13 protein-coding genes and 2 tRNA genes are annotated in these 18,109 nt (G+C 42.8%); 12 read left to right on the forward strand and 3 right to left on the reverse strand.

Going from position 1 to position 18,109, the window contains the following annotated elements:
* Positions 1-43 precede the first annotated feature (43 nt).
* Positions 44-2,533 (reverse strand): glycogen/starch/alpha-glucan phosphorylase, encoded by a 2,490-nt coding sequence (locus tag HXT48_RS00370; protein ID WP_012913689.1) that lies wholly within the window; start codon positions 2,531-2,533, stop codon positions 44-46.
* Positions 2,534-2,769: 236 nt separating this feature from the next.
* On the opposite strand from HXT48_RS00370, the gene HXT48_RS00375 reads away from it, so the two are divergent.
* Positions 2,770-3,186 carry a sterol carrier family protein gene (locus tag HXT48_RS00375; RefSeq protein ID WP_004109512.1) on the forward strand — a complete coding sequence of 139 codons (417 nt, stop codon included), beginning with the start codon at positions 2,770-2,772 and terminating at the stop codon, positions 3,184-3,186.
* Positions 3,187-3,303: 117 nt separating this feature from the next.
* On the opposite strand, the gene HXT48_RS00380 is transcribed toward HXT48_RS00375, so the two are convergent.
* Complete coding sequence (locus HXT48_RS00380; protein WP_004109509.1) at positions 3,304-3,684, reverse strand: DUF3073 domain-containing protein; 381 nt, start codon at positions 3,682-3,684, stop codon at positions 3,304-3,306.
* Positions 3,685-3,829: 145 nt separating this feature from the next.
* On the opposite strand from HXT48_RS00380, the gene trpS reads away from it, so the two are divergent.
* Positions 3,830-4,921: a tryptophan--tRNA ligase gene (trpS, locus tag HXT48_RS00385; protein ID WP_004109506.1), complete on the forward strand. Its 1,092-nt coding sequence runs from the start codon at positions 3,830-3,832 to the stop codon at positions 4,919-4,921.
* 98 nt (positions 4,922-5,019) lie between these two features.
* Here trpS and HXT48_RS00390 read toward each other — a convergent pair whose 3' ends face one another.
* The gene (locus HXT48_RS00390) at positions 5,020-6,741 is read right to left on the reverse strand and encodes a threonine/serine ThrE exporter family protein (RefSeq protein ID WP_076002508.1); all 1,722 of its coding nucleotides are present in this window, start codon (positions 6,739-6,741) and stop codon (positions 5,020-5,022) included.
* Between the two features lie 206 nt (positions 6,742-6,947).
* Between HXT48_RS00390 and HXT48_RS00395 the strand changes: the two genes are divergently transcribed.
* From HXT48_RS00395 to HXT48_RS00440, 10 genes are all read left to right on the forward strand, one after another.
* A complete protein-coding gene (locus tag HXT48_RS00395; RefSeq protein ID WP_102703284.1) occupies positions 6,948-9,704 on the forward strand; it encodes a phosphoenolpyruvate carboxylase in 2,757 nt (918 codons plus the stop codon).
* A 228-nt stretch (positions 9,705-9,932) separates the two neighbouring features.
* Positions 9,933-10,592, forward strand: a complete 660-nt coding sequence (locus tag HXT48_RS00400; protein ID WP_004109491.1) for a carbonic anhydrase — start codon at positions 9,933-9,935, stop codon at positions 10,590-10,592.
* Between the two features lie 55 nt (positions 10,593-10,647).
* Positions 10,648-11,751, forward strand: coding sequence for a permease (locus tag HXT48_RS00405; RefSeq protein WP_421793079.1), 1,104 nt, complete (start codon positions 10,648-10,650; stop codon positions 11,749-11,751).
* Positions 11,748-12,518 carry a TIGR03943 family putative permease subunit gene (locus HXT48_RS00410; RefSeq protein WP_012913684.1) on the forward strand — a complete coding sequence of 257 codons (771 nt, stop codon included), beginning with the start codon at positions 11,748-11,750 and terminating at the stop codon, positions 12,516-12,518. Before HXT48_RS00405 ends, HXT48_RS00410 begins: the two co-directional genes overlap by 4 nt.
* A gap of 76 nt (positions 12,519-12,594) precedes the next feature.
* Positions 12,595-13,890 (forward strand): hemolysin family protein, encoded by a 1,296-nt coding sequence (locus HXT48_RS00415; protein ID WP_012913683.1) that lies wholly within the window; start codon positions 12,595-12,597, stop codon positions 13,888-13,890.
* Positions 13,891-13,947: 57 nt separating this feature from the next.
* Entirely contained in the window at positions 13,948-14,427 is a 480-nt protein-coding gene (locus tag HXT48_RS00420; protein WP_012913682.1) for a Dps family protein, read from the forward strand.
* A 126-nt stretch (positions 14,428-14,553) separates the two neighbouring features.
* Positions 14,554-14,627: transfer RNA gene (locus HXT48_RS00425), tRNA-Ile, on the forward strand.
* A gap of 27 nt (positions 14,628-14,654) precedes the next feature.
* Positions 14,655-14,727 (forward strand) — tRNA-Ala (locus HXT48_RS00430).
* Positions 14,728-15,036: 309 nt separating this feature from the next.
* Complete coding sequence (locus tag HXT48_RS00435; RefSeq protein WP_012913681.1) at positions 15,037-15,240, forward strand: hypothetical protein; 204 nt, start codon at positions 15,037-15,039, stop codon at positions 15,238-15,240.
* Between the two features lie 339 nt (positions 15,241-15,579).
* The gene (locus tag HXT48_RS00440; RefSeq protein ID WP_421793080.1) at positions 15,580-17,811 is read left to right on the forward strand and encodes a heavy metal translocating P-type ATPase; all 2,232 of its coding nucleotides are present in this window, start codon (positions 15,580-15,582) and stop codon (positions 17,809-17,811) included.
* Positions 17,812-18,109: the final 298 nt, after the last annotated feature.

Here is an 18,109-nt window from a genome sequence, read left to right on the forward strand (position 1 = left end):
TCCGCCTTTTATTTTCTATGTATTGCTATTGGAGAATACTCAATTACTCAGCAACAGGTGTTGGAAGAGCACCAGTGTGCCAAATGCGATCGAGGTAATCTTCGATAGAGCGGTCAGAAGAGAAGTAACCAGAGTTGGCTACGTTCAAGACTGCCATGCGAGCCCACTTCATTGGATCGCGGTAAGTTTCCTCAATCTGAGCCTGAATATCCATATAAGAGCTGAAGTCAGCCATTGCCATGAAGTAATCATGGGTAAGCCAATCGTTAACGAGTGGCTCATACACGCTCTTGTCGCCGTTGGAGAAGGTGCCGTCAGCAACCATATCCACAGCAGTCTTCAAGCGAGGATCAGATTCATAGTACTTACGGGAGCCGCCGTGATCATAGCCTTCAGCGTAGAGCTTCTCAACCTCGTCAACGGTCATGCCGAAGAGGAAGAAGTTCTCAGCACCAACGCGCTCGCGAATCTCAACATTTGCACCATCGAGAGTACCAACAGTCAAAGCACCGTTCAAAGCGAACTTCATGTTACCAGTGCCAGAAGCTTCCTTACCAGCTTGAGAAATCTGCTCATCCAAATCGGTTGCAGGAATCAAGTTCATAGCAAGTTCAATGTTGTAGTTTGGTGGGAAGAACACTGCGAGCTTGCCCTTGCAAGCTGGGTCGTTGTTCACAACGCGAGCAACATTGTTGATGAGCTGAATCGTAAGCTTTGCCATAGCATAGCCTGGAGCAGACTTAGCGCCGAAGAACACGGTGCGTGGAAGCATCTTGTCTACGTCGATTGTGCCATTCTTGATTCCAGCGTATGTGGAGATAACCTGGAGGATCTTCATGGACTGGCGCTTGTACTCGTGCAAACGCTTAACAATGGTGTTGAACATTGTGTCTGGGTTGATCTCAAAGCCATACTTCTGCTTTGCGAAATCAACGAAGGCAAGCTTGTTCTGCTTCTTAACTTCAGCAAACTTCTTAACGAACGCCTTGTCGTCAGCCAATGGCTTCAAGCCTTCGAGAAGCTCCAAATTACCCTGCCATGCGTCTGTGCCCAAGCCCTCAGTAATAAGAGCAGACATGCGTGGGTTGCTCAAGCGCACGAAACGACGAGGAGTTACGCCGTTAGTAACGTTCTTGAACTTATCTGGGTAAACGCTGGAGAAGTCCTTCAAAGTGACATCCTTCAACAACTCAGAGTGAAGTTCAGCAACACCGTTAACGTAAGAACCGCCGTAGGTAGCCAAGTAAGCCATGCGAACTACAGCACCTTCGCCATTTTCGTCAGCGTCGGTAGCGATGCGCATGCGCTCAACCTGATCCTCAGCAACGCCCTTACCGCGAAGCTCGTTGCGGAACTGCTCGCTAATGCCCTGAATGATTTCAAGGTGGCGTGGCAACAGTTCGCCAATAAGCTTGGCTGGCCAAACTTCCAAAGCTTCTGGAAGCAAGGTGTGGCAAGTGTAGTTGAAGGTCTTGGTGGTGATACCCCAAGCGGTGTTCCAATCGTAGCCGTACTCGTCCATAAGAACGCGCATAAGCTCTGGAATGCCGATAACTGGGTGAGTGTCGTTCAACTGGAAGTTAATCTTGCTTGGGAAGGTAGTGAGATCCGGCTTATCCTGACCTGGGTAGAATACGCGGATTGCATCATGAATAGAAGCAGCTACGAAGAAGTACTGCTGCTCAAGACGCAAAGCCTTACCTTCTGGAGTGGAATCTTCTGGGTAAAGAATCTTAGAAATGTTTTCTGCTGCAACCTGTGGCTTTACAGCATCCAAGTACTCGGACTTGTTGAAGGTGAGCAAATCAAACTCATCGTAAGACTTAGCGGTCCACAAACGAAGAGTATTTACGCGACCAGAATTATAACCTGGAACCATGTAGTCAACTGGTACTGCGCGAACAGACCAAGCTGGCTTCCAAACGCGCTTGCCGTTTTCCTCTACAACTTCACCACCGAAGTTGACGCGCTGGTCACGACCATAATCAATGTGACCCCATGGCTCTTCGTTGCTAAGCCAGTAATCAGGGGTTTCAACCTGCTTACCTTCTTCATCAAAGCGCTGCTTGAAGATGCCGTAACGATACTGGATGCCGTAGCCAAATGCTGGAACGCCAATAGAGGCGAGTGAATCGATGAAGCAGGCTGCGAGACGACCCAAACCGCCGTTACCTAAACCTGGTTCATACTCGGCATCGATAACAGCTTTTGGATCGAAGCCAAGCTTAGTAACAGCCTTATTGAATTGGTCAGTAAGACCAGCGTTCAACAAAGCGTTCTCAAGCTGCTTACCCATCAAGAACTCTGCGCTCAAATAGCCCACAGCCTTGGTGTTGCCATTAACCATGTCATGCTGAGTCTGCATCCAAGAGTCCATCAAGTGACGACGAACTGCGGTAGCAGCGGCAACATACACATCTGCCGTAGTGGCCTGCTCTGGCGTTACACCCTGGGTGTACTTGAGGTGCTCTTGAAGTTCTTTGGCAAATGCCGTCGCAGTAGTTTTGGCTTTCGGCGCGACGTGTTTAGTCATATTTGACTCCTTGTGCCGTTTGATATATTTCCTAAAAGTGTGCAGCCTAAAACTTTGTGTTTAGGCAATTAAACCATCACCATTTTGCAGATAACTTTTGAAGATAACTACAAGAGGCATGTGAATGCACACGATAACCCCGAGAATACCACAACCTAATCCCTTTAAATATTTGTATATAACGTCTTAATACAAATATATTGCTGAAAGTAGGTTGTTTAGAAGATAATAAAAATATGTCAGTAATACTTGAACGAGATATAAAACGAGGACAATGTGCTTGGCAATTCTGGCGTGAATCTGCTATTAAAGCACTTGGCAATGGCATAGAAGCCATGCAAATAAATAGTAATATTTTAAATATCTCTTTAAACGACGAAGCTTTAGCGGTTAGATATTCGCTATATCTTCTTGAGAATAAAGTGCCTGGGTGCGCAGTAGAAGTAAGGGTTGCGCCTTTTGGTGCAGTAAAAATTTTGGAAGGACCAGCTTCGGATCCGCATAATCTCACACCGCCAGATGTTATTGAACTTGAGCCTAAAGTATGGCTTAGATTAGCGAGTGGTGTTACTAAATGGCATCAGGAACAGGACTTTGGCAACATAAGTGCAATTGGCGAGCGTGATGATTTAAGCGATATTTTGCCGCTGTAAGTTGACTTTATTGTAGCTTAATTGCGTATTTACAGCGTGTATTTACAAATATCCTGGGCAAACAGTATTTCGAATGCCCAGGATACGTAAATAAAATAATTTTAATAAATTTAATTTTTAATTGTCGTGTTTGTGTATGAAGTTTGGAATTGGCATAGGGATATGATGATGCGCTGGCGTGTGCGCTCCCGAGTTTGTAGAAGAGTTTTCGCTGCTAACGGCTTTTGCAGCTGCTTCCGCAGCCCACTTGGCATACTCGTCTAAATCATCTTCGTTTGAAGCATCAACGACATCATTTTCTTGATCTGTGTCATTCTCTTCTGGAAGATATGTATCTTCCTCATAGCTTTCGCTCGACGCAAATGGATCGAAGGATCCTTGTCCGGGTTCGCTGGAATTAAGTTCCTTAGCAAGCTCGTCATAATCCGTATCGGTCGTCAGGTATTTGAGCTTACGGGCAATTTTCTGTTGCTTTGCCTTCTGTCGTCCGCGGCCCATCTGACCCCCTCTAAAAATTAAGTAACAATCAGTTCATCACACAAGAGCGTACCACTTAACCGCAACCGAGTATATTGTCTGTGTAAACTTTTACCATAAAAGCCATATTTTCAGCGTAAAAATACGCACAATTAAGGAGCCTAAAATGCCGGAAGAAGCACAGGTTACAGCTGCTGGTAATGAGATGAGCGCAAGCTTCCTTGCAGCGCGTAAACGTTCAGATGCAACGCTTGAAAAGTTACAAGCTAGCCCTTCGTCTTTTACTATGCTTACTGGAGATCGCCCAACTGGTCGTTTGCATTTAGGACATTATTTTGGATCTATTCGTGAGCGTGTTGCAATGCAGCAGCGCGGAGTAAAAACCAATATTATTATTGCAGATTATCAAGTAATTACTGATCGTGACACCACTGAGCATATTGAAGATAATGTTTTGAATTTAGTGCTGGATTATATGGCTGCCGGAATTGATCCTGAAAAAACAATGATATTTACTCATTCCGCAGTTCCTGCAGCAAATCAGCTTATGTTGCCTTTCCTTTCGCTTGTTACAGAAGCAGAATTACACAGGAATCCTACTGTAAAGTCGGAAATGGAATCATCTGGACATGCTTTAACCGGATTGCTCCTTACGTACCCAGTGCACCAGGCTTGCGATATTTTGTTCTGTAAAGCTAATGTTGTGCCGATTGGTAAAGATAATTTGCCGCATGTTGAAATCACTCGTACAATTGCGCGTCGTTTTAATGAGAGATACGCAAAAAAGAATCCAGTGTTCCCAGAGCCAGCAGCAATTTTGTCTGATGCTCCTGAAATTCCAGGATTGGACGGACGAAAGATGAGCAAATCTTACGGTAACTCGATTATGCTCGGGGCTACTGCCGAAGAAACTGCCAAATTAATTAAGAAGAGTCCAACTGATTCTGAGAGGATGATTACTTTTGATCCAGTAACTCGTCCGCAAGTTTCTGCACTTCTTACTACTGCAGGTTTAGTTACAGGTAGGGATCCTAAAGAGATTGCTGAAGAAATTGGTAACGCTGGTGCTGGCGCATTGAAAGCTTACGTAATTGAAAATGTAAATAATTTCTTGGCACCTCACCGTGAGCGTCGTGCAGAACTTGCAAAAGATATGGATACTGTTCGAGACATTTTGCATGATGGCAATAAGCGTGCAAATGCTATTGCAGAAGAAACGCTTTCCCAAGTGCGAGATGCTATGGGAATGAAGTATTAATTAAATTTCAATAAGTAAATTAATAAAAAATAAAGCCGCTCGCAAGAAAACTTGTAAGCGGCTTTTTGTTAAAAATTAACGAACTGAAACTTAGAACATCACACGTCGTAACGCCAGCTTTTATCTGTAATAACGCGTGCTACAGCAAGACCAATAGGTAAGCAAATAATTACCATGAAAGCGCGGAAAGTCCAGTCTAACGCTGGAAGCGTGTGAAATTGACCAAGATAAAACATTGCGCGATACATATAAAGTCCAGGAACCATAATTACGATAGATGGAACCGTAAGACCTATTCGTGGATAACCCAAATATTGAGGCGCTAATCCGTGACGAACGATAGTTCTCCAAGCAGAAGCTAGCAAACCTGCCAATAAAGCACCGCTGAAAGCTGCAATTTCGGCAGCAACTCCAAAATCTGTCATAGTTAAACGCAATGTGTCAGTAATAGCGCCAATAACGCCAGCAACTAAGCACATTCGTTGTGGAGAATTAAATAGAACTGAGAAGCCCCATACTCCGGCAAAAGCTGTAATAAGTCGAAGAACTGCGTTAAGCCAAGGATTTAATCCGAGAGGAGGGAAGCCTTGAGGATTGAGATGTACAAGGCTTGCAACTGTCCATCCCGCAAGAGTTCCCATCAAAATAATAGCCATTGTGTAACAAAGTCGTTGAATTCCTGAAGGGAAATCAATTTTTGCAATATCTAAACCGCCTGTAATAAGAGGGAATCCAGGAATAACAAACAACACTGAGCCAATATATGCAGTTGTATGATTGAGCGCGCTAGGGTCAAAGAAGCCAATAAGACGTAAAGCCCCAATGCATGATAGTGCACCTATTGCAACAGCTACGAATGTAACTACAAACTGGTTTAGATGCTTCATAAACATTCTGCGACGAATATAGTGACCGATTCCTGCTCCAATAAAAGCACCAATCATGTCGTAAATGCCGCCGCCAAGCAAGAACGCAAAGGATGCGCAAGCAACTGCCGAAGCAAGACCAGCAAACCACGGTTTGTATAGCGGTTTCCTATTTTTAATCAAATCAAGACGGTCATGTACTTCTCTAACCGTAAGAGGATGATTATTTTTAGGCTCGCCATTACTACTGGATGTGTTTACGTGTGAAAAATGTTCAGCATAAGCACTTTCTGGCTGTAATGCAAAAATGCCGCGTGGTTTTTCTTTTTTTATAGCTTCTTGCAACGCTTTCTTTTTTGCAATTTTAGTAGCATTTTCTTCAGACTGCTTAGCTGTTTGTACAATGGTATGTTCGTCGTCGCTCGCTTGCAATGTGTCAACTAATTCCTTAGAAACAGCAGCTTTAGAGTGATATAAAGAATCGTTTCCAAGCTTGACGTTAAACCAATCTGCAAAATGTTCTAGAAGCCAAATGCGCTCAGTGTTAACACCTGTGGTTGGAAGATCTACAACTTCAGTAATTCGCTCATGCTTATCAGTACAAGTTGCTTCAATATCTGTGAGATTCACGTCCGCGCGCACATGTACACCCATTGGTTCGCCGATTCTGTGCATAAGCTCGCGAACTCGGTAGCTTCCTGTGCCTGCTCCTAAGCCGAGCGCACCGACGCGAATAATAATACTCGATTTTGCAGCAATTCCTGCTTGTGTAACTGGCTTATCCCAATCTCGCTCAACATCGTCCATATCGAGTGGAATAGCATGAGTATGAAAACGCCCAGAAGGTTTTCCGACTATATGACCAGTCGAAAGAATTTCAGGCTTATCGCAATCGCAGTTGTTGATGCTGTTGTCGTATTCATTATTCTCAATATTATTCTCTGCTGTACTCACAATTTTTTAGTATACGCAACCCCGTTGCCGAGTTATATTTTGTTGATAAATCAGCATTCTTTACTACGTCCGGTGGTAGTTTCACAATTAACTTGGTATCTCGCTGGAAACAAGGCTGTGGGCTTGCAACTTCTGACCTACATAACCGCGGAGGAGCTGCGGAAGTCAGACGACCAAGCAACCTTAGTCTGGCGTAAGGAGGTCTGATGGCAACAGAAAATCAGCAGGTTACTCCGGCAGACGCAACTATTGTTACGTCTGGTTTAGGGCGAAAAGGCCCAGAGGAGCGTGACCTTCCAGCATCACTTAAGCAAGACATGGATTTGTGCTTGCATATTCTTCGCGATGTTCTTGGCGAATTCGATGAAAAATTATTAGCAGTATTCGACGATGTGCGTTTGAATGCTGTAGAAGCTAGTGCGGCTCATTTTGCGCAAATGGTAGACGCAAAAGTAACTGCAGATGATGGCTTAAGTAAAGCTGTTAGCAGGCTCAACGGAATGAATTTGCACGATACGCAGCTTTTAGCTCGTGCTTTCGCAACATATTTCCACTTGGCAAATTTGTGCGAGGAAAATTATCGTGTTTCTGTACTTCATCAGCGTGAATGTGAAGTTGAAGATTCATTGCCTGTTGATCCAGTTAACGAACTAACTTGTGCTTATCACAAGTTGCTCACTGAAATGAGCCCTGCTGAAGCGAAAGAATTGCTTGCAAAGCTTGAGTTTCATCCTGTATTTACCGCGCACCCAACCGAAGCTCGTCGTAAAGCCGTTGCAGGTAAGATTCGCAGAATTTCGCAATTATTAAGCGAACATCATCGTTTAGGTGGATCTGATAAGCGCGAAAATTATCGTCGTCTCTATAACGAAATTGATGCGCTTCTTCGTACTTCTCCGATTGCTTTAAAGAAGCCGACTCCGGTTGAAGAAGCGGATACTATTCTTGACATTTTTGACGCCACTTTGTTTGACACGATTCCAGTCGTGTATCGTCGATTTGACGATTGGCTGCTTGGTAAGAAGGCTGGATTAGTTCCTCCGCGTTGCCCTGCATTCTTCCATCCAGGAAGCTGGATTGGTTCAGATCGAGATGGCAATCCTAATGTGACAGCTAAAGTGAGCCGTCAAGTCGCTCGAAAGTTTAGCGATCACGTGCTTGCAGCTTTGGAGAATCGCACGCGCGAAGTTGGCAAGTGCTTAACTATGGAAACTCGCACAACTCCTCCAAGCGTGGAGTTGCTTGAATTATGGAATCGTCAGCGCGAAATGAGCGAACAGCTTACAGAAAACGCTTCAGACGTTTCTAATAGTGAGCCACATCGTGCAGTAATGTTGGTAATGGCTGACCGTTTGCATCGCACTATTAGCCGCGATACGGATTTGATGTATCATTCTTGCGAAGATTTCATTGAGGATTTGCAAATTGTGCAACGCTCTTTGGCAGAAGGCGGAGATCCTCGTGCTGCATATGGTCCTTTGCAGGATTTGATTTGGCAAGCGCAAACCTTTGGATTCCACATGGTTGAAATGGAATTCCGTCAGCATTCTCTCGTGCATTCTCGCGCTTTGGAAGATATTCGCGAACATGGATTGCATGGCGAACGCGGTCCGCTTCAGCCAATGACTCGTGAAGTACTCGATACGTTCCGCGCCTTAGGAGCAATTCAAAAGCGCAACGGTATGCGCGCTGCTCGACGTTATATTATTTCCTTCGCAAAATCTGCTCAGCATGTACGTGACGTATTTGAGCTAAATCGTCTTGCTTTCGCTCACCCACAGGATGCGCCAACAATCGACGTCATTCCGCTGTTTGAGCAGTTGGAAGATTTGCAAAACTCTGTAAATGTGCTTGAGGAGATTATTAAAATTCCTGAAGTGCAAGCTCGTCTTAAGGCTACTGGCCGCAAGATGGAAGTTATGCTTGGCTACTCGGATTCTTCCAAGGATGCTGGTCCTACTTCCGCAACGCTTGCTTTGCATTCTGCTCAGGAGCGCATTGCTAAGTGGGCTAAGAAGCACGATATTGATTTGACACTGTTCCACGGCCGCGGCGGTGCTGTTGGTCGCGGTGGCGGTCCTGCAAACCGTGCAGTGCTTGCTCAGCCAGTTGGTTCCGTCAACTGCCGCTTCAAGCTTACTGAGCAGGGCGAAGTTATTTTCGCACGATATGGCAATCCAATTCTTGCTATTCGTCACGTTGAATCCGTTGCTTCTGCAACTTTGCTTCAGTCTTCGCCAAGTGTTGAGAAAACTAACACTGATATGACGAAGAAGTATGCGGATATGGCTGCAAAACTTGATGTTGCAGCTCATGAGCGTTTCCTTGATTTGCTGCAAACGGATGACTTTACTCCATGGTTCTCTACGGTTACGCCGCTTAGTGAGATTGGTTTGCTTCCAATCGGTTCTCGCCCAGCTAAGCGCGGTTTGGGTGCGAAGTCGTTGGATGATTTGCGCACAATCCCGTGGGTGTTCTCCTGGGCTCAGGCTCGCATTAACTTAGCAGCATGGTACGGATTGGGTACTGCTTGCGAAAAGTTTGGCGATTTGGAAACTTTGCGTCGCGCTTACGAAGAGTGGCCGCTGTTTAGTACTTTTATTGACAATATTGAGATGTCTTTGGCTAAAACGGATGAGCGTATTGCTCGCATGTACTTAAGCCTTGGAGATCGCGAAGATTTGAGTGATAAAGTACTTTCAGAAATGCAGCTTACTCGCAAGTGGGTTTTGCAAATTGTTGACGACAAGTGGCCTTTGCAACATCGTCACGTGCTCGGTCAGGCAATCCGCGTGCGCTCGCCTTATGTTGACGCGCTGTCTGTAATCCAGTCGCTTGCATTGCACAAGCTTCGCAACAAGGTAGACAAAGAAGAGCTTAGCGAAAGCCAACAGGCAGAGTTCATCTACCTTATTCTTTGCACTGTTTCTGGTGTTGCTGCAGGCTTGCAGAATACTGGATGATTTTATAAGTTTATGTGATTAAGAAAAGCCTTCGTACTGCTTTATTAGCTGTGCGTTGGCTTTTCTTTTTATAATCATATTTTATAAATTTTGTTAGCTTTTATAGCATATTTTCTATTTAACACAGTAACGATAGAATATGTTTTATAAGTCGAAGTGTTTTTCAAAATTTGTTGATAGCTTGTATTTGTCATCTTTGCGCAAGCGCATCAATACAAGGAGGTAATAATGCACGAGACAGTCAAAGAAGATCTTTTAAAAGAAGATTCACTTTTGGCTACATCTGTGTGGAGCGCGATGCTAGCTGGTAATCGTAAGTTTGCAGAAGGCTCATTAAATTGCCATGGACTTAGTGAAGAAACGAGATTATCTCTTATTGAAGGTCAGCATCCTGGAGCTGTTGTTCTTTCCTGTGCTGACTCGCGCGTGGCTCCAGAATTTGTGTTTGGTGCTGGTTTAGGTGATATTTTTTCTGTCCGCACTGCAGGCGAAGTGCTTGATGATGCTGTAATTGCATCTTTAGAATACGCTGTAAGCGATTTGGGAGTAAAAGTGCTTGTTGTTCTTGGACACGAGCATTGCGGTGCTGTACAAGCCGTTTTGCCGAATGTGCAAAAGCTGGTTTCTAAATACGGCGAAGATGAAACAAGCGAAATAATTGAGTCTAGCGGGTCAATATTGCTTCGTTCTTTAGGGCCGGCTGCGCTCGCAGGTATTGAAGAAGACTTGAGCACGGACGATATTGAGCGCATTCACGTGTCTAATATGTTGGCTGAAATTTGCGATAAATCTCAAATTATTCGTGAAGCCGCTTTTAACGATAACCTTATGCTAGTTGGCGCTAGGTATAGAATGAGTGATGGTTTAGTAGAGGTTCTTTCATGCTAAGTAGCATGTAGTCGCATTTTTAACAGAATTATTAATACGTTGTTAGGTTACAGATATGAATCAATCATCTAAAGATACGCTTGATGCAAATTCTGCAAATTCTGCAAATTCCGCTAATTCTGCGAACTATCTTTTCTTGCTTGTCGGAGCTCCTTTAGTAGCTTTTATTATTGCAGCTGCTCCTGCTTTACAAGGGCAACATCCTTGGTTTCTCGTTGATACAACAATTCGAGGTGTTTCCGGATTGTTGCTACAAGCTATACCTTTTACGCTCATAGGTGTGCTTGTTTCTGCTGCAGTAGAAACTTGGGTAACTGCTGATTTTATTGAGAAACATGTTCCAAAATCTACAGCAAATGGTTTCTTGGCTGCCATATTAGCCGGCGTCTGTATGCCGGTTTGTGATTGTGTAGTCGTTCCAACGTTTTCTCGTTTAGTTGCAAGAAAACTACCATTGCCGTGCGCCATAACTTTTCTATGTGCAGTTCCTGTTGTAAATCCAGTATCTGTATTGGCAACATTTTATGCGTTTTCTGACGCTCCAGCTGTTGCTATTATGCGTATTGCTCTAGGTGTTGGTATTGCATTATTAGTTGGATTAAGTTTTGTTATATTCCCTTCGAAAACCAATATTTTGCGTAAGAAAATTTTAGTAGAAAGCGAATCTTCTTTACATTGTTCTTGCGAATTGAATAACGAAAGTAATCTCACAAAAAATAATATTGAAAAGCATAGTATTTCTGCGCAAATTCGCAAATATGTGCAGCATATACATCAGGATTTAATAAAATTAATTCCAATTATTGTATGTGGAACTATAGTTGCTTCTGTAATTCGCGCATGGCTCGGAGCTGATCCTGCTTCTCGCGTGCAAGTGAGTAATGTTTTCATTGCTATTCCTGTAATGATGGCTATTGCGTACGCAAGCTCTCTATGCTCCAGCTCAGATGCTGTAATTGCAAGAAGTTTAGCAACATCATTGCCTATGTCGTCGGTGCTAGTATTTCTGCTGTTTGGTCCTATGCTTGATTTAAAGAATACGCTTATGCTCGTTGAGGATTGCTGTGGTAAATTTGTGTGGCGCTTAACATTAACTATTGCTTTTGCGTGCTTCCTAGCGTCATTATTAGCTCACTGGGCTTGGGGGTTCATCGCATGAAAAAGCAAAAATGTGTTGAGCATAATGCTTGTAAAAAAATCACTTTAGCTCAATTGGTAGAAGCTATTTTATTGCTATTTTTTGCAGTCATAATTGCGAAAGTTACTTTAAGCGGTAGATATACGCTTTTTACTACGCCTAGAGCATATTATTATTTGTTAATTACTGCTATTTTGCTATTTATTTTGTCTATATGTGCTGCGATTGGATGGTTTTCTGTTTCTTCGCGCGATGTTTGGCGTATGTTTGTAGCTTTCGTTGTTCCTGCGCTACTTATTATTGTTCCTTTGCGTTACGCTCAAAATATTAGTGTAGATGGATTCGACCAGTATGCTGGCGGTCGTGCTATTGCTATTCGTAGCCAAAATTATCCTTTGCCAGGATTGTATGAAAAATCTCATGAGATAACAGTTGATGATGATGATTTCGGCTCCTGGTATGACGAAATCGATCATAATGCTGCAAAATATGATGGATACGCGATTACTCTTACAGGTTTTGTCAGCAGAGATTCTACGTTGAATGCAAATCAATTTAGGGTATCTCGTCAGCTTATGTCATGCTGTATTCTCGACATGTCTCCGTTTGGATTAGTTGCCGAAAAATCAAATATTGGCGAAATTCAAGATCATGAATGGGTGCGTGTTCGTGCACGCGTTTCTAGAGGCAATATTGGCATTCCTGGATATCAGCATCCTGGAGTTGTGCTGCACGTTATATCAATGCAAACAGCTCAAGCTCCAACTGGATATTTTTATCGCCCATAAATAATTTATCTTCGTTAATGGTGATAATTATTTTAGAATTGTTGATATCGCATAGAAGTAAACTAAGATAACAAGTATGGCGATTGGTTTTAATATTCTACTCATTATGATTTTTTTGCTATTTGGTTCCGTATTTGCGGCAACCGAATTAGCTTTAGTGAGCTTGAGAAGTTCGCAAATTGATCGCATGGAATTGCAGGATGCGCGTGGTGCTAGAGTTGCAAAAATTGCCCGCGATCCTAACACTTTTCTATCTGCTCTACAAATTGGAGTAACTCTTTCTGGCTTTCTTTCTGCATCGTTTGGTGAGTCTGCTTTAGCTCCGTATGTTGTGCCGGTTGTATGTTCATGGGGTGTTTCTTCGCACGTTGCTGGTCCACTTACAACAATCTTTCTAACTCTTGTTATTTCTTACTGTTCTATTGTTATTTCTGAATTAGTTCCAAAACGTATTGCTATGCAGCGTGCTGAGCAGATTGCGCGAGCGGTTGTGCCGGCGGTTGATGTTTTCTCAAAGATTTGCAAGCCTTTAATTTGGCTTATTGGAAAGAATACTAACGGTTTTGTGCGCATTCTTGGCTTTGATCCTAATGAGAAGGAAAGCGAAGTTTCTGACGAAGAATTGCGCGTGCTTGTCAATAGCAATAAGCGTTTAAGTCAAGATGAGCGCACTATTTTGGATGATGTGTTTGATGCGTCTGAAACTATTGTTGCTGAAGTAATGCGTCCTCGTGCTGATGTTGAGTTTTTGGATGGTTCATTGAGCCTTGAAGAAGCTGCCGCGAAAATTCGTGAGCTTCCGTATTCTCGCTACCCTGTTATTGGCAAAGATTTTGATGATGTTATAGGTTTTGTGCATGTTCGTGATTTGCTAGATGTGCGTGATCCAAATGCAAAAACTGTTGCAGATGTAACTCGCGAAGGAATTAGTCTTCCTGGAACTTCCAAACTATTGCCGAGCCTGGAACTTCTTCGTAAACGTGGTATTCATTTGGCTGTTGTCATCGATGAATATGGTGGAACTGACGGTATTGTTACGCTCGAGGACATGACAGAAGAGCTAGTTGGAGATATTCGCGATGAATATGATTTGCCTGGTGAAACTGAGCAAAATAATGTGAATAAAACAACTGCTTTTGTAAATGGTGTTGCAAAAATTGATGGCGGTATGACCATTGAAGATTTTGCTGACATTACCGGCATTGAGCTTGAGGACGGTCCGTATGAGACTGTTGCAGGCTACTTTTTAGCGCATACTGGCTCAATGGGAAGTGTTGGAGCTGTTTTGCATGATGCGGATGGTTACGATATGACTGTAACTGCGGTTGATGGTAGGCGTATTGCGACGATTGAAGTGCGTCGCCGTGCGTAGTTTAAGCCATAGCAGTAGAATAATAACGGTATTAACAAACCTAAGGAAGGATAGAACATGGCTTTGTTGCATATTTTGCCAGGTCTCGACGAAGCGGCCAGTGAAAAGGCTGTTGCCATTTTACAGAATCGTTTAAGCCACGAGCAGGAGGCTGCTTTGGTGCTTAAGCATGCGCATTGGAATGTTACTGGCCCAGATTTTATTGCTGTGCACGAAATGCTTGATCCGCAGGTTGCTGAAGTTTTGGCGCAGGCGGATGAAACTGCTGAGCGAATTGCAACTTTGGGTGGCTCTCCACTTGGCCGCGCAGACGATGTTGTTGCAGCTCGCACATGGAAGCGTTTTGCTTTGACTGGTCGCAAGTCTACAAAGGAGTATTTGCAAGCACTTATTGAGTACTATAACGATATGATTGCAGACGATCGCAAGGCTATCGCGGAACTTGATGAGCTTGATTTAGTTAGCTCAAATATTATTCAAGATCATGTTCAACAGTTGGAAAAGTTCCAGTGGTTCATGCGTAGCCATCTTGATTAATTATTCTCTGTTTAATTTTTTTGATTCAAACCGCAACACGCTGTTTTCTTTTTATGGCGTGTTGCGGTTTGACATTTTCTGTGTCTGTGCTAATGTAACTACTTGTATGTTTTAGGCATACGAGTTGGGCCCGTAGCTCAGGTGGTTAGAGCGCATCCCTGATAAGGATGAGGTCGGAGGTTCAAGTCCTCCCGGGCCCACGATAGAATGACATCATTCTTTCAAATGGGGCTATGGCGCAGCTGGTAGCGCATCTGCTTTGCAAGCAGAGGGTCAGGAGTTCGAGTCTCCTTAGCTCCACGAACAGGGTTCTGATTGATTTTTCAATCAGAACTTTTTGTTTATTAATTTATTTCTTGTCGCGTGCCCATTCAATTTTTGGGGAATAACCCAATTTTTTACTGATTACCCCTAATAAAATTAGGGTGACACCCTGATATTTGTCAGTGTTGTAAAAAATATAAAAATGTTTAAATGGTTGAATCTCTTCCCAGAGATTGCGGCATATATTTTGCTGTGGAACTATACACAATATATTGTTAACTTGAAAGGTATTAAAGAGAGATGAAAACCATAAAGGTTTTCATTTTAGACGGAAGGATGTAAAAAATGATTTATAAGATAAAACAAAATATTGCTGATATTTCTGCTGGCGTAGTTTCTTTATTAGTAGCTTCATTTGTTAAAGGTCAAGGTTGGAATATTCAAAATATTATGATTTGGCTTGCAACATTCGTAGCAACATATATCACACTACGTCTATTATTTATGCTTTTCAAAATTGTAAGAACTCTTTTCACTAAAGAACAGTAAATTTTAGGGTTATAGGCCGAATCTATGGCAAATAAATTTGCCTATAACCTAAATTTTAAAAAGATATGAAGCATAAACTTATTAATTTAATAATTCAAATAGTACAATTAGTAATTGTTGGAACTCATTATGGTGCTTTTTTGGAAGCATAATATTTACATGAGAATGCTTCTCATCAAGGCCTATTGGTATACTAATCACATATAAATAAACATGAATATCTTTACGCCGTGTATTGAGTGCAGCTAAATCAAATCTGCTCTCAATGGGTTAACAAGGCGTGAAATCGTGTGTTAGCAGCGTCTTAAGCGGTTAACCTGATCAGCGTAAGGAAAGTGTATGCGTAAACTTTTAGCATATTGCCGTCGTGCACCTCAATTAACAGTCGTAATTCTTGCTTTTCCGTTTATTGCGGCTTTGTACTCGTATAATTTGCCTATATTAACTACTTTCTGTGAGCAAATATCTAATCTTTCGCAGCAAATCTTTGATTTCTTAAATCTTGGTTGCGATATTTCCATAAGTCTTAGTATCGGGAAAACTATTATCGCTATTCTCGTTTTATATACCAGCCTTATTTCTTTGCGCAACATGATTAAAAATTTATTGCGCGGAACTTTAGGCATTGATTTGCTAGCTTTTGTTGCATTACTTGCAACGCTTTGTATTGGTGAGTTTTGGGCAAGCTATTTGATTGTTGTAATGGTTTGGACGGGAGAGGCAATTGAAGATTTTGCGCATATGAAAGCCCAGCGCAATCTATCTCTTTTAGTAAGCGCAGCACCAAAAACTGCTCACCTTATGACTTTGCCAGGCCTTGAGCATGGAATGGATAATAATCAAGCAAATGATGAATCATACGAACCGCCATGTTTGAGTGAAAATCAGTGCAAGCCTAGCTCGTGTGTGCTGTGCCAGCATGCTGAATTTAGAAAAGTAGATGCCGCTAATTCTAAGCAATCTAATATTAGCGAGCAAAATTGCGACTATAAACACAATATTTGTTCATTTTTGCAAGCGTCTACAGACGGCGAAATCTCCTCAAATTTGCAGCGTTACAAAACGGTTCCAGTTGATGAATTAAATATTGGAAACGTAATTATTGTGCTTCCTGGCGAAACTGTGCCAGTTGATGGTGAGCTGTTAAGCGGTTCTGCAATTTTAGACACAAGTGCTATTAACGGAGAATCCGTTCCTAGAGAAGTCTATGCGGGAGCTGCAGTGCTTTCAGGCTGTGTAAACGGTGGAGTTGTGCTTATTATGCGCGTAACAAAGCTGTCTAAAAACTCGCAGTATCAGAAAATCATGCAGCTTGTTGAGTCTGCTAGGTCTTCTAAAGCTGCAGTAGTTAGATTTGCAGACATGTTATCTGTGCCATTTACTGTTTTGTCTTTTGTAATTGCTGGTTTTGCTTGGGGCTTTTCTGGAGATGCTCTTAGATTTGCGCAAGTGCTAGTTTTGGCAACTCCTTGCCCGCTGCTTATTGCGGTGCCGGTTGCGTGCATGGCTGGAACTGGGCGTTTAGCGAAACTTGGAATTGTTGTTAAAAGTCAGGATGTGCTTGAGCAATTAAGTCGTGTAACAGATGTATTTTTTGACAAAACTGGCACGTTGACTGTAAAACAGCCGCAAGTTGTAAACGTAGACGTAATCGATACTACGCAGAAGGCTGATCGTATTGTAATGCTCGCAGGTGTTCTAGAGACGTATTCTCAGCACATACTTGCAGGTGGTATTGCTAAAGCGGGAGCAAGCTTGTGGGAAAATGCTCACCCATCGTCGGTTCCGCAGCTTCCTAGCGTGCGAGAATACCCTGTAGTGCACAGTGTTAAAGAAACTGCAGGTCAGGGTATTCAGGGCGTTGTAGACGGTATTTTAGTACGTGTAGGCAGACGCAAGTACGTTACAGAGCAAAACGCGAATCAAACTATAGGCAAATCTCTCGCAGCAGACGAAATGGCAACCTACGTGTCTTTTGACGGCGTGCTGGTAGGAAGAATCGTATTAAAAGACGTGCCGCGCGATAATGCGAAATCAACTATTGACACATTGCGTACACTTGGTGCGCGCTCAATATCTATTCTTACTGGCGATAGTTTGCAAGCTGCAACAACAATTGGTAAAAGTGTTGGAATTGACACAATATATGCAGATTTGCTTCCGCAAGATAAATTAGCGTATGTAAAAAAGCACAATTACAATGCAGCCAAAAGTAAGAAAGATTCGACTGTAACAATGATGGTTGGAGACGGTGTAAACGATGCTCCAGTGCTTGCGGCTGCAGATATTGGCGTAGCGGTAACGGATGGCACAGATACGGCAGCATCTGAATGCGCACAGGTAGTTATTATGAACAACGATATTTCTTCTGTTGCAAGCGCAATAAGAGTAGCAAAACATACTAAACGCGTTATGGTTCAGTCAGTATTGATGGGCATTGGATTAGCAATTATAAGTATGATTTTTGCGGCTTTCGGTTTTATTCCAGCAGTTATTGGCGCAATGATGCAAGAAGCAATTGATGTTGTTGCTATTATGTGGGCTTTAACAGCATTGCGCGAACGAAAATAAAAATATTTTTTGGCAATATTTTTACGATATTCATTACGACACCTTTAATAATATTCGTTTGAGTATTTTATCGTTTGAGCATGTTGTAAGACGAAGTAATGCGCTAGTCTAATTATGAAAGCATACGAGTTAGCTGCAAACGGTAACGGCTCAAGCTTGTACGTAACTTATTTCTGGCGAAGAATTACATATAAACGCTTTACAGTTACGCTGCTGAGCTGATGGCAACCTGTGCTTGTAGGCCGCGCTAAATAGCGCGAAAACGGCGAAAAGTGCCGTATAATACAGTTCAATATGG

The sequence above is a fragment of the Gardnerella sp. KA00127 genome, from assembly GCF_049244125.1.
GTDB lineage: Bacteria > Actinomycetota > Actinomycetes > Actinomycetales > Bifidobacteriaceae > Bifidobacterium > Bifidobacterium swidsinskii.

What these genes read in the sequence shown, in the direction of transcription:
- HXT48_RS00435 (WP_012913681.1), top strand. Translation starts at nt 15,037, where the DNA reads ATGATTTATAAGATAAAACAAAATATTGCTGATATTTCTGCTGGCGTA.
- HXT48_RS00375 (WP_004109512.1), top strand. Translation starts at nt 2,770, where the DNA reads ATGTCAGTAATACTTGAACGAGATATAAAACGAGGACAATGTGCTTGG.
- HXT48_RS00370 (WP_012913689.1), bottom strand. Translation starts at nt 2,533, where the DNA reads ATGACTAAACACGTCGCGCCGAAAGCCAAAACTACTGCGACGGCATTT.
- HXT48_RS00395 (WP_102703284.1), top strand. Translation starts at nt 6,948, where the DNA reads ATGGCAACAGAAAATCAGCAGGTTACTCCGGCAGACGCAACTATTGTT.
- HXT48_RS00420 (WP_012913682.1), top strand. Translation starts at nt 13,948, where the DNA reads ATGGCTTTGTTGCATATTTTGCCAGGTCTCGACGAAGCGGCCAGTGAA.
- HXT48_RS00440 (WP_421793080.1), top strand. Translation starts at nt 15,580, where the DNA reads ATGCGTAAACTTTTAGCATATTGCCGTCGTGCACCTCAATTAACAGTC.
- HXT48_RS00380 (WP_004109509.1), bottom strand. Translation starts at nt 3,684, where the DNA reads ATGGGCCGCGGACGACAGAAGGCAAAGCAACAGAAAATTGCCCGTAAG.
- HXT48_RS00410 (WP_012913684.1), top strand. Translation starts at nt 11,748, where the DNA reads ATGAAAAAGCAAAAATGTGTTGAGCATAATGCTTGTAAAAAAATCACT.
- HXT48_RS00400 (WP_004109491.1), top strand. Translation starts at nt 9,933, where the DNA reads ATGCACGAGACAGTCAAAGAAGATCTTTTAAAAGAAGATTCACTTTTG.
- trpS (WP_004109506.1), top strand. Translation starts at nt 3,830, where the DNA reads ATGCCGGAAGAAGCACAGGTTACAGCTGCTGGTAATGAGATGAGCGCA.
- HXT48_RS00405 (WP_421793079.1), top strand. Translation starts at nt 10,648, where the DNA reads ATGAATCAATCATCTAAAGATACGCTTGATGCAAATTCTGCAAATTCT.
- HXT48_RS00415 (WP_012913683.1), top strand. Translation starts at nt 12,595, where the DNA reads ATGGCGATTGGTTTTAATATTCTACTCATTATGATTTTTTTGCTATTT.